Raw genomic sequence first — 11,462 nt, 5'->3', positions numbered from 1 at the left:
TCTTGTTGTTGAAAATCTTTTTACTTTCATACTACTTAGTTTTTTGTGATTTAATGATTAAGGTTGTGTTATGATTCTCTTTCAGATATTCCTGTAGTTTTTCATATCTGTCTGCTCTACATCTTCTACGTGGACATAGAACAAATATTTCTTTAAGGCTTATTTCTAATGTTAAGTTATAGTCCGTACTATCCTTTTTATTCAATAGAGAAGCCAGTTGAGGGAAATATTCTCCTAAAGCCTTTATATCATCGGAGAATTTATTCGTTGTCTCTTTTGAATCGGAGTATGATTCTACCGGAGTTTTTGATATGTCACTACAATCCTTGTTGAGCGAATACCATAATTGGGATGTATCTGTCATAAATTTACGTGTTTAATTCATAGTTAGGGATTTCAAGGCTTCGTAGTAGAGTTTCCGGCATTTTTTGAGTGAGGAGAAGATAAAAAAAACGAGATACCCAATTAATGATACCTCGTTAATGCCGTAACAGAGTTGAAGCTATTTATCTTATTTTATAAATTTAAAAAGACTACATTTACCAACTTCATTTTCCCATACCCGCAGGATATAACAACCATTTGCTAATCCATCAATCGGAATCTCTCTTATCCCTCTGTCTTGTTCTAAATATTTTATACTTCCATCTATAGATATTATATCAACTCTCATTATTAAAGAATCAGTGGAAAAATATATCCTGTCTCTGTTTGGTGAAAAATAAAAATATGAGTTTTCTGTATAAACCTTATTTATAGAAGTCCCTGCATTAATTGTCAATGTTCCGTTTTGATATTCGAATGAATAATTATTATCATATCCTCCTTCAATAATAATATCATATTCTCCTTGAGGAGAAATTTCATTTGCCTCACAATATATTTTGGGCAATTTATCCAGATCATTTTCTGTATCATCCAGTTTAAACCCATAAATATTATACGAAAAAGCAGGAAAATCATCTCCGATTCTAAACTCTTTATCATCAGCAATAAACTCCAATAAAGCTTTGTTTATTTTTAATGTTCCACTTTGAAACTCCATATCATAACATAGTGAAGAGCCACCAGAAATAGTGATGTCGTAAGTTCCAACATTACTTCTTGGAGTCGCATTGCAACTAATTTGGGGATAATTCCACCAAATCCTATCTTCGGAGTCACCATTAACTGTTCCTTCATAAGAAAAGGTAAAGTTTGGGTTTTCTTCCCCATAGCATCGTTCTTTTTTATCTACCTTTACAACTAGTGGTGCTTTTTCGATTAACAATGTCCCCGGATTATATATTATTGAATAGTTTTCAGCTTCTGCCCCTTGAACTTGTATCCAATAACGTCCGGGGATAGTTTTAATATCCGCATCTGCAAAGAGAAGCGGTCTTTTCGTCAGTATAGATTCGTCTTCCTTATTCTTGAAACCAATGTATCTGGCCGTAAATTCCTTAGGATTTTCTTCTCCATATTTACGTATAACATCATTTGCAATTATATGCAGTTCCGCTTTCGTAATGGTTAATTTCCCATACTGATATTCAAATGAATAATTTTGAGAGACTCCTCCTGAAAGAACAATGTCATAAACACCTACTTTGTCATTACTTTCTGCCGTAGTAATAACGGGCATTTCTTCTATTGTACCCGAATATGCCCCTTCTCCATTCTTAAACCCCGAAAATAGAAGTTTAATATAAGGATTTACCTGACCGTATTCTCTTGTATAATTGTCTGTCCATACCTGAAGAGGGGCTTTATTTATGGATAATACTCCATTCCGATAGAGAACATTATAGTTTGAAGTTATAACTTCATTGGGCAGAATACTATAATTTCCTACTTTGCTGGTAATGGTCGCATTGGTGCTGGCAAGGGGAGTTGGGCTCAAGCTTTCTTCTGAATCTCCATTTACCAATCCTTCATAGACAACTGTAAACTCAGGATTCTCTTCTCCATACAAACGCTTCTTGTTTTCTGCTGTCACTATTAAATTAGCTTTGTTAATTACCAAAGTTTGTGTAGCTGTGGCTGTTTCATAATTGTCATTACCCATTACGGTTGCCGTTACCGTAACTGTTCCAGCTCCTAGAATAGTTGCTGTATTGCCGGTTATAATCAACTTCTTAGAATCAGAAGTGGTATATCTCACAGGAAAATCTTCATTTGTACTTGAAGATATGGTAAATGGAGCATCCCCATAAGTTTTATCCTCTATAAAATCAAGATTCACAGATAGCTCAGCCTTATTAACTATTAATCGACGCTGTATAGGAGGTGTATCATAGTAATTCTTACTGCTTTCTGTTCTAGCTGTAACATAACACTCCCCCGCACCGTTGATAGTTAGTACATTACCATCTACTGACGCTACTTGCTCGTTAGAACAATCAAAGACAACAGGTGTTTTGGATTCAGCATGCAATGTAATTTTTTTTTGGACACTATAAATGCAAGCAGGTAATGCAGCAAAATTAATTTGGTTATAAGCCTTCGCCACCACTAGAGGTAGAGTAACTTCTTCGGCAGGATCATATAAATCGTTTCCAGTTTGAGAAGCTGTGATATGAGCAGTTCCAGCTCCTTTAATACTTATCCGGTTATCTTTTACAACAGCAACTTCTTCATTGTCGCTTGTATAACAAACAATCAAACCCTCTGCTGTTTTTAATGGAAGAGTAAAATCTGCATCCCCAAAAGTTCTAACGGGTATATTATCCCAAACGATAGTTTGAGATGCTTTATTTACAGTAACGGTTTGTTTGATTGGGACAATGGCAGAGTAATTGTCATCTCCTTCTTGTACCGCGGTGATTTCAGTAGTTCCGACTTTATTTATTTTTAAAATATTTCCTTCTACCAAAATGACATCATTGCTACTTATATACGTAACTTCCAATCCTTTGTCGCTACATCGGTTCATCGTAAACCGTCCTCTGGGATTATATGCCATAACAGATGGTAAAGGCAGAAAAGTCACTTTCTGAGTTGCCTTGTTTACTGTTAATATTTGAGTTACAGGATTAGCAGCATAATGATAAGCATTCCCAGCCTGCGTGGCAACGATTTCTGTTTTTCCTGCATTCTTTATATTAACAATGTTTCCTTCAATTGTTGCAACATTGGTATTAGTACTTTCATAAGAAATAGTAAACCCTTTATCTGTTTTTTCCGGTAAAATAAAACTTCCATCTCCATATGTTTTTTCTGATAATGCTTCAAATGGTATTATCTGTTTGATTTTGTTTACTGTCAATCGAAGAGAAACAGATTCCGCGGATAAGTAGTCTGCATTTCCTCCTTGAGATGCTATTATATCAGTAGTACCCGCTCCTGTTATCGTAACGATGTTTCTATCTATCTTGACAATTCTTTCATCTAAGCTTTGATAAGTAATCTCTAGCCCCTTATCTGTTGTTTGAGGTAACGTAAATGGGCTATCTCCATATGTCTTCACATCTATTGGAGGTAAGTTGATGTATTGGGAACTTTTATTTACTGTCAATGTTGTTGAGATTGATGTTACGGTATTATAAGAATTACTAATGATACAATCATATGTTCCAGCATCACTGGTTTTGATATTCGGAATCGTATATGTTTTTGATGTTGCACTCTTTATGTCGACCTTATCCTTACGCCATTGATAAGAATAATTTCTATCTTCAATGTCCAACAAAAAAGTTATAGGTTCATCTACGGTATGGATGTTTATAATCGGTAATGTCTTTATGTTCGAAGGAAGTTCTTCATAATAAGTTACCTGTATTATGTCTGTATAAGTACCTGAGTCATTTAAGGCTCTATATAGATATTTTCCGGTTTTAGGATTTTCTTCTATATACACATTCTTATTACTATTGAATTTTTCCCAAGTATTTCCATCATCCACACTTTTTTCCCATCTTATTACACGGGGGAATGTTGTAAAAATATAATTTTTTGTGTAAGCTTTCTTTGCTGGAGTATTCTGTTCTTCTGCCAAATTAGCCGTACTCCAAAGACTATTCTCAAGATACTTTAAATAACAATCCTTTGGAACAACAACAAGATCCGCGTCTATTTTGGTGTTAGGGGGTGTTGTATGTTCCAGCGTCAACTTTTTAAGTCCATATTTAAAACAATGAGAACCAAACTTAACAATTGTTTTAGGAATAAAGACAGTTTCTAAGTTTTCTGCATAATAAAAGGCATGGTCTGAAATTTCATTCACAATATATCGATATCGAGTACTAGCGTCAGCACCTCCCCAAATAATTATCTCATTTTGTATTTTAAGCTCTGCCCTGCCTACTTTATCTTCAAAACCATAGACTTTGGCATGAAATTCAGCTGTTTTAGGGTCTTGATAACAACCATATTCTACACCATCTCTGACCTCAAAAGCCATTACGTTCATCCAAAAGAGTAAAAAAAATAAAGAGATGAAACTCTTTTGAAAGCAACTTAGAATCTTCTGAATCTTTTCCATCCGGTATTTGCTCAATCGTCCTTTTCCGCAGAGTTGATTTTCAGTCATATTCTTACCTCCTCCTATACGCCTATAAGTCTCCGAATTCAGCCGTTTAATTGATTAAACGTTAGTACATAAGAAGGGTGAGAGACTTGTCTGCCATGTTCACGAATCTTAGGCATCGCCAAACGCCCTTTAGGAATGAACAAAGAAGAAACAAAATCCCACACCCTGTTCGATATGTAGGGGTATAACATAGGCTATACCGAGACATACAAAAACAAAGTGAGCATTAGTTGTTTCCGTCCTCCTAATATAATTTTGGCGAATTTAAGATTCGGACATCACAAAAATACCTTTCTTGTATCCAATCATTTCTCCGATTGGACGTTACAAAGATAATATTTTTATTTTTTACAACTAATGCTCTATGAGATTTTGTTTCTTCATGTATAAGAGAATAGGAGCTTTCTAGGCGTAAAGATACATGGAAAATGATTTAAAAGCATGGAAAATATTTTCTTATTTTTTTATACATTTATTTGATGCGGCTTTAATTACGAGAAAAAAAGACGTATCAGGATTTCATGTCCTGGTACGTCTTTATATTTGTTAACCGTGTTTTTTTTAATACTAATATCCTGGATTCTGTTCCAATACCGGATATTGATCCAATGCATTTTGAGGAACGGGAAGCAGGGAATTATAAATCTTGTAGCCGCTGATCTTTCCTAATTCCTGGTCTGCAATCCCCCATCGCCTCCATGTTGAATATTCCAGTCCTTCATTACAGAGTTCTTTCAGGAACAAGTATTTAATATAACCTCTGATTTCCTCTTGAGTAGCTCCCGGAAGTGCTATTATAGGTTGTCCTTTTGCTTCTGTTATCCGGTTAAGGGCCTGTATCGCTTCTATCGTATTTCCTGTCTCATTGGCAGCTTCAGCCATCATCAGCAGTACTTCCACATAACGGACGGGATGGAAGTATTCACCTTTCCTTAAATCGGGAATTGTATCGTCGTATCCACCCCACACTACAGCTTTGTTATTGACAGTAGCGAAAACATCTTCATTCGACAAAGTATAATCTCCACGTTCAATGAGTTCTTTACATTTATAATATGCCTCCTGATATTTTTTATTGTTCAAATACACTCTTGCCGCAAGAGCCCGGAGTGCTCCTGTATAATTAGAGGGAAGCTCGTTGGTTACTTTTTCCAAATAATCAAACAGGGCATTGATCTCAGTAGTACCTTCGTCATTATGAGTATTCTTAAATATATACTGTCCATAATAACCAAGAACATCAGAATAAATTAATCCCATATCAACCCTGATATTGCATAAGAGTTCATTCCATAAATCTTTATCATTCATTACTTCCCGGGCTATCTCCTGTAATTGAATTCCCAGGTCTATAGTCTTGTAGGCATTTTTCCAGTAGTTACCAGAAACTGATTCGATATTATTATATGAAAAACCGTGATAACCGTATGACAACTCCTGATTAAGTGTACGGTTCTGATAGTAGAAATTCCGTATTTGCGCCTTCCATTGCTTTTGTGCTTCACTAGCCTGTATAAGCGGACTTGCCTGCCTTTTCATAAAACACTCCCAGATCATTTCATTATTATTTCCATCATAAATCAGAATGTTTTTCCCTTCCGTCAGTTCATCCGTGTTAATTTTCCCATCCCCGTTATAGTCTATACAGGTTTGGTAACCTTCTTTTACTAATTGGTACAAAATTGTATCTGACGCATGTCTGACTAATATATCTCCGGATGTCTCTGTTATATAGTCTCCCAAGAATTCTTTGGAAGTATTGAATACTTTTATTGTGACATCAGCTAACGGTTCCCGATCATCCATATAATCATAGTTCAGCAGGTTCCACACTTTAAAGGTTGTTTCATGTAAGATTGGCTTTTCTTCATGTTCCGGAATGACTTTAGAGACAATGTAGATATAACTATCTCCCGCCGGTATCGCCTCTCCTGTTATCACCACTCCGTTAACTGATACTTCCTCACCAATTCTGGATACTAATAGTTTATCTCCGCCTATGCTGGTAAGTTCCTGACCATCGGTAAGCTCCTCTTTTTTATAGCTGCCGATAGCTACGTGGCGCTTTACAGAAGTAGTATCCAGACCCATACCTGTCCTTGTTGGTGTTTCATTTTTTACGGCAAATACCGTCAATTTTTCGGCTGTAACACCTGTCAGGTCTGTCTGTTTGAGTATTTCAAGAAAATCACTGGCTTGTGGGGCGGCTTCCTTCAAGGTTTCCACTACTTCCTTTATCACTTCCGGTGTTTCTTTAGGTGGTGCCTGTTGCTCTTGTTCGTCGTCAGAACATGCGGATATGAAACAAACTAACAATCCGCATAAAAGCATGAATAATTTATTTTTCATAAATATAAGATGTAAAATATAATATATATGCAAATATATCAATCGTCATATTATTATATAAAAAATCATTGTTAAAAAATGAAATTTGCATACGGCACATTTTTAATTTTAACAAAATAATCAATAAATACGGTTCATCTTTAATTGAAGAGAAAAAAATAGAAAGTACCTTCCGCCGTTGTGTTTTCTTTACTTCTTAATCTATATTAGTTCAAGTAATTGGAAACTTTTGGTTTCAGGTACTCTTCTTGTGTGAGTATTATTTCTTCTTTAATAAGGCTATGGGACGATTGGCAACGGATTATATTTATTCCCTCGTATTTACCTCATCCAGCAATAAGCATTCGCCTTAACCTCCACTTTTGTAAACTTCTCCAGTTCCGCCTTCAACATCTTCACTTCATTCGCAGTCGGTTCGGGAAGGGTAATATCATATCGCGAGCAACAAGATACGAAATTTTGTAATATATTGATATTATAAACTTTACAGATTGAATAAACGGCTAAATTTATATTTTAGTATCATTTTAGTGCCACTATTTAGCCTTTATGAAAGTTATAGCTCAACTTAATATTTTACTACTTTGCCGGACTACGCTATAGCGATGTCTCCGCACTGACATGGAGAAATATAAAACAGGTCAATAGCGGACTGGTCGTTTCAATCCAGACAATGCAAAAGACAAGGAAACAGGTAACGATACCTTTGAACCAATCGGCGTTGAGATGGTTGCCGGATAAAACGGCTGCAAGCCGGGGCAAAAGGTCTTTGACATGACCTTCCTTAGTGCCTGTGACAGATGTCTTAAAAAGATGGCTACTGCCGCAGAGATAGAAAAGAATGTCAGTTCCCACGCCTATAGGCATTCGATGGCTACGCTGTCGTTGGCTGCCGGAGGCGACTTATACACGGTTGACAAACTGTTCGGACATACGAGTATCAACTCCACACAAGTCTATACCGATGTGATTATGGAAACTAAGATTGAAGCGGTAAACTGAAGATCGGATTTCTTTTCAAACAGGCATCATTGATGAAAATCTGTTTTATCACAGTTTTTTCTATTGCTTATTGGGATTGACCAGTGGTAAAGAGTTGTCATTCTGCCTATACAGAATTTTATCACGAAATACTGAGAATTGCACATAGGAAAATAAAGCGCAAATAAGGATTGGAATTATACTTAGTCATTCCGGGAAATACTTATCTCGTTATTACAAAAAAGTTGCAGGTCTTTCACATAATTCGATACGGTAGTAAAAAGAACAGCTTCCATGCCGATGAGTTTTGCACCTTCGACATTGACCATCCTGTCATCGGTAAACAAACACTCCGAAAGGTTTAGGGAATATCTTTCGCATAGGTGGAGATAGATTTCCTTTTCAGGCTTTATGAAATGTTCCTCGCACGATATTACCCATCCGTCAAGCAATTGGAATATATCGTATTTCTCCATGACTTGATAGATTGTATTGCTCCAGTTTGTGAGGCCATAGAGACCGAATCCCGATTGTTTTAGTGTCTTCAGGAGTTCACGCATCCCTTCTACTTCACCGGTAATTTCATCAAGATAGTTGTCTTTAAAAAACAGAAATGCGTCAGAGTATTCCGGATTCTTACGAATTGCCATACTCAACATTTCCTCAAAAGGGATGATACCGCGGTCGCACTGGTCGATAAAATCCCTGTCGGACAAAATGTCATGAAAACGTCTCATTCTCTCGGTATCATTGCCGAAATAGCGTTCCAGCATCGGTTGTAAGTCATGGTTGACGAGAACTTTCCCGAAATCAAAGATAAGATTTTTAATCATGGCTCTGTTCTATTTTTTTTATGACACGACAGGGATTTCCTACAGCTATCGAGTTGTCTGGTATGCCTTTCACTATGACACTTCCTGCACCGATTACGGAATTCTTTCCAACAGTCACTCCCGGCAGAATGATAGAGCCGCCTCCAATCCATACGCCATCTTCAATAGTCACAGCATGAGCGATGGTATCGCAGATGGAAGCTTTGGAATCGGTTCTTTCCGGCATTCTCTCCGAAAAATATATAGAATGTGTGGCAGTATATATTTTTACATCAGGAGCTATCATTACATTATTACCGATAAATATACTATTATTGTCGAGGAACGTACAGTTCATGTTCACAATAACCTTGTTGCCAAAATGGATATTACGCCCATATTCGCAACGGAAATCAATATCGATATACACATCCTTGCCTATGCTTCCGAACATTTGCTGATAGATACGTTGTTTTGCTTCATCATCAGCGTAATCGGTCTCACGGAGTTGTCGCAGGAGTCTTTTGTTGCGTATTGTCATTTCTGTTATCTCCGGCGATGAACCATCGAAAGGTTCACCGGACATACATTTTTCAAATTCTGTTTTCATAAGCTTTGTCTTTTTAATTAAGCAACATCCTATATTGGTTCAGTGTACAACCTACCTCTTTTTCAAACAATCGGGTGAAATGTTGCGGGTACTGGAAACCGAAATTATAGGCAATTTCATTAACAGTGTAATCCGTAGATACAAGTTCGGTCTTGGCTATTCCAATCGCCTTGTCATGAATGAAGTGTAAGGCAGTTGATTTCAACAAATCGCTGAAATAGTTGGGTGAAAGACAGAGCTTGTCCGCGCAATACCGTACGGTTGGCAAACCTATACATTTGGCAGTTTTATTTTGGAAATAGTCATCAAGTAACCATTCAAACCCTACGAGAATATCGCGGTTCTGGTTATCGCGTGTGATAAACTGTCGGTCATAAAAGCGTGTACGATAATCAAGAAATGTTTTGATGCTGTCTGTTATGAGGTTCTTGTTGTGACGGTCTATCGGATGGTTCAATTCATATTGAATCTTACGGAAACAGTTCATGATAATCTGACGTTCTTCTGTGCTAAGATGCAATGCTTCGTTAGTTTCGTAAGAAAAAAAAGAATATTCGCGTATCATCCGTCCAAGAGGGGTATTCCGCAACAGGTCGGGATTGAACATCAGCAGGAAGCCGTCAGGTTGGAACTCCATATTATCATCCTCCGTTCCGAACACCTGTCCGGGAGCAATGAATATCAGCGTGCCGTTCTGATAATCATAATAACGGTGGCCATACCGCAGTTCCCCACATTTCTGGTCTTTCAGAAACACTGCATAGAAACCATATATTTTTCGCGCATGGCGTAGCGGCTTCACGTCGGAGAAGTCGATGAATCCCACCAAAGGATTTTGTGTCTCCACACCCGCCCATTCATTGTACAGGTTTATGTTATCTGCTTTGAATAATTCGCTCATACATTGTTATATATAAATCTTTTGCAAAGGTATTTCTTTTCGTTGAGAAAAAAGAATAATCGGTGAAATTGGTAGAGCAATCGGAGCTTTAGTCACCAAGACTTGGTAAGAACTGCCGTAACTTTGTACCGTGAACAAAAGAAATCAGTAACATTAAAGATTAAGAACAATGAGAGAAGTATCAATTTTTGCGATGGCGATGTGCATGGTGATGTCGCTGCCAGCTTTCTCGCCATTGTCCACCCTGTTTGCCACGATGTGCAGATGCTGGTGTTCCCTGTCGGTATGGCGGCACATGATATATTGGGTGTTCGTTATATCCATGCGCCACATATACTCATGGGCGATTTCGATCATCAAGGCATCCGTCAGCTTGGCCGTGTCCTTGTGGGCGAAATCCAGCGAGATGTGGTACACCGGATTTTTCAGCTTGCATTCCGGTTTGTTATCCGCCTGCCCCTGCATACTTCTTGCGATGGCGGCGTTGTCGTCCAGCCTCACGTCCTTGCTGTCGATGAGCTGTGCCTTCTTCGGGTTGTTCACGTAGTTCATCACCTTGGCGAAGTTCGCCCGTTTCTTCAAGTCACCCATTCATCCGTACTGCTGCCTACAAAGATAAAGTTGCCTTCACCCAGGTTCACTTTCAATTCCTTCAGCTCCAGACGCAAGGGAGGCAGGAGAAGTTTACGTCTCATAAAACAATACGCACAGGAATGTTCACATTCGCCTTTCAACGGGTTATATGTATGTGAAACGAAAGCATACATGTTCCCGGTACTTTTATTCAGTGCCATAATTCTTTTTTTTAAGTTCGTTAAATATTCTCATTTTCTATTTCTGTACCGCATACGTTCACACCCGAATATATTATGGGTGTAAGCGTACCCGATTATTTCCGTTATATCAAAACCGGGAATAAGTTCCTCTATGAATGCCTTTGCCTTACCCGGCTCAACCCCGGCCTTGCATAAGATACCGGCATAAGCCATGGCCGTATTATTCCTGCCGTTACTCAGCGAGTTCCCGTTCCATGTTTTTCTCAATATCCGGATAATACTGTCATCAGATATCACCTGCCTGTTCAACCGATTCAGGAAACCTTCCACCCAGGATTCATCCCGTACCAGAACTGGTTCTCCTTGCACATCCCTGATAACTGTTTCTGTCATCGTATTGGGTATGACAGGTTCCGGTGTTCCTGGTACAAAGTGAAAGGGAACAGGATTTGGATTTTTCCATAAGTCCGGATCATAGGAGAGATAATTCCCTCTGGCCAGGTCGGTGGTGCTCTTGTCTATC

9 protein-coding genes and 2 pseudogenes are annotated in these 11,462 nt (G+C 38.0%); 2 read left to right on the top strand and 9 right to left on the bottom strand.

From position 1 onward, the window contains the following. Positions 1 to 31 precede the first annotated feature (31 nt). The 3 genes from QX565_RS20470 to QX565_RS20460 all read right to left on the bottom strand — a co-directional run bounded on the left by QX565_RS20470 (position 32) and on the right by QX565_RS20460 (position 6,859). On the bottom strand, positions 32 to 364 hold the full coding sequence (locus QX565_RS20470; RefSeq protein ID WP_289294198.1) for a hypothetical protein: 333 nt from the start codon (positions 362 to 364) through the stop codon (positions 32 to 34). A 147-nt stretch (positions 365 to 511) separates the two neighbouring features. Then, on the bottom strand, positions 512 to 4,510 hold the full coding sequence (locus QX565_RS20465; RefSeq protein ID WP_289294197.1) for an MBG domain-containing protein: 3,999 nt from the start codon (positions 4,508 to 4,510) through the stop codon (positions 512 to 514). A gap of 567 nt (positions 4,511 to 5,077) precedes the next feature. Then, positions 5,078 to 6,859 (bottom strand): RagB/SusD family nutrient uptake outer membrane protein, encoded by a 1,782-nt coding sequence (locus QX565_RS20460; protein ID WP_289294196.1) that lies wholly within the window; start codon positions 6,857 to 6,859, stop codon positions 5,078 to 5,080. Positions 6,860 to 7,430: 571 nt separating this feature from the next. On the opposite strand from QX565_RS20460, the gene QX565_RS20620 reads away from it, so the two are divergent. Together QX565_RS20620 and QX565_RS20455 are read left to right on the top strand one after the other, a co-directional pair. Beyond that, a complete protein-coding gene (locus QX565_RS20620; protein ID WP_354003830.1) occupies positions 7,431 to 7,637 on the top strand; it encodes a tyrosine-type recombinase/integrase in 207 nt (68 codons plus the stop codon). A 35-nt stretch (positions 7,638 to 7,672) separates the two neighbouring features. Beyond that, positions 7,673 to 7,861, top strand: coding sequence for a tyrosine-type recombinase/integrase (locus QX565_RS20455; RefSeq protein ID WP_289294195.1), 189 nt, complete (start codon positions 7,673 to 7,675; stop codon positions 7,859 to 7,861). Positions 7,862 to 8,043: 182 nt separating this feature from the next. Here QX565_RS20455 and QX565_RS20450 read toward each other — a convergent pair whose 3' ends face one another. The 6 genes and pseudogenes from QX565_RS20450 to QX565_RS20425 form a co-directional block, all read right to left on the bottom strand. Continuing rightward, positions 8,044 to 8,673, bottom strand: a complete 630-nt coding sequence (locus tag QX565_RS20450; RefSeq protein ID WP_221649635.1) for an HAD family hydrolase — start codon at positions 8,671 to 8,673, stop codon at positions 8,044 to 8,046. Continuing rightward, on the bottom strand, positions 8,666 to 9,262 hold the full coding sequence (locus QX565_RS20445; protein WP_221649634.1) for a sugar O-acetyltransferase: 597 nt from the start codon (positions 9,260 to 9,262) through the stop codon (positions 8,666 to 8,668). The genes QX565_RS20450 and QX565_RS20445 overlap by 8 nt, the downstream gene beginning before the upstream one ends. Positions 9,263 to 9,275: 13 nt before the next feature. Beyond that, positions 9,276 to 10,163: a helix-turn-helix domain-containing protein gene (locus QX565_RS20440; RefSeq protein WP_289294193.1), complete on the bottom strand. Its 888-nt coding sequence runs from the start codon at positions 10,161 to 10,163 to the stop codon at positions 9,276 to 9,278. A 171-nt stretch (positions 10,164 to 10,334) separates the two neighbouring features. Further along, positions 10,335 to 10,754: pseudogene (locus tag QX565_RS20435) on the bottom strand (relaxase/mobilization nuclease domain-containing protein); the annotation flags it as partial. Beyond that, complete coding sequence (locus QX565_RS20430; protein ID WP_221649633.1) at positions 10,742 to 10,957, bottom strand: hypothetical protein; 216 nt, start codon at positions 10,955 to 10,957, stop codon at positions 10,742 to 10,744. The pseudogene QX565_RS20435 and the gene QX565_RS20430, both read right to left, overlap by 13 nt. 30 nt (positions 10,958 to 10,987) lie before the next feature. Further along, positions 10,988 to 11,462: pseudogene (locus tag QX565_RS20425) on the bottom strand (BT4734/BF3469 family protein); the annotation flags it as partial.

The organism is Bacteroides sp. 41_26 (assembly GCF_949740115.1).
GTDB lineage: Bacteria > Bacteroidota > Bacteroidia > Bacteroidales > Bacteroidaceae > Bacteroides > Bacteroides nordii.
Note: the sequence above shows the minus strand (reverse complement) of the source record. Positions and strands in the feature narration are given on the sequence as shown.

Excerpts from the sequence above, each read along its gene's own strand:
- QX565_RS20430 (WP_221649633.1), bottom strand. The coding sequence starts at position 10,957 with ATGGCACTGAATAAAAGTACCGGGAACATGTATGCTTTCGTTTCACAT.
- QX565_RS20460 (WP_289294196.1), bottom strand. The coding sequence starts at position 6,859 with ATGAAAAATAAATTATTCATGCTTTTATGCGGATTGTTAGTTTGTTTC.
- QX565_RS20465 (WP_289294197.1), bottom strand. The coding sequence starts at position 4,510 with ATGACTGAAAATCAACTCTGCGGAAAAGGACGATTGAGCAAATACCGG.
- QX565_RS20445 (WP_221649634.1), bottom strand. The coding sequence starts at position 9,262 with ATGAAAACAGAATTTGAAAAATGTATGTCCGGTGAACCTTTCGATGGT.
- QX565_RS20440 (WP_289294193.1), bottom strand. The coding sequence starts at position 10,163 with ATGAGCGAATTATTCAAAGCAGATAACATAAACCTGTACAATGAATGG.
- QX565_RS20470 (WP_289294198.1), bottom strand. The coding sequence starts at position 364 with ATGACAGATACATCCCAATTATGGTATTCGCTCAACAAGGATTGTAGT.
- QX565_RS20455 (WP_289294195.1), top strand. The coding sequence starts at position 7,673 with ATGGCTACTGCCGCAGAGATAGAAAAGAATGTCAGTTCCCACGCCTAT.
- QX565_RS20450 (WP_221649635.1), bottom strand. The coding sequence starts at position 8,673 with ATGATTAAAAATCTTATCTTTGATTTCGGGAAAGTTCTCGTCAACCAT.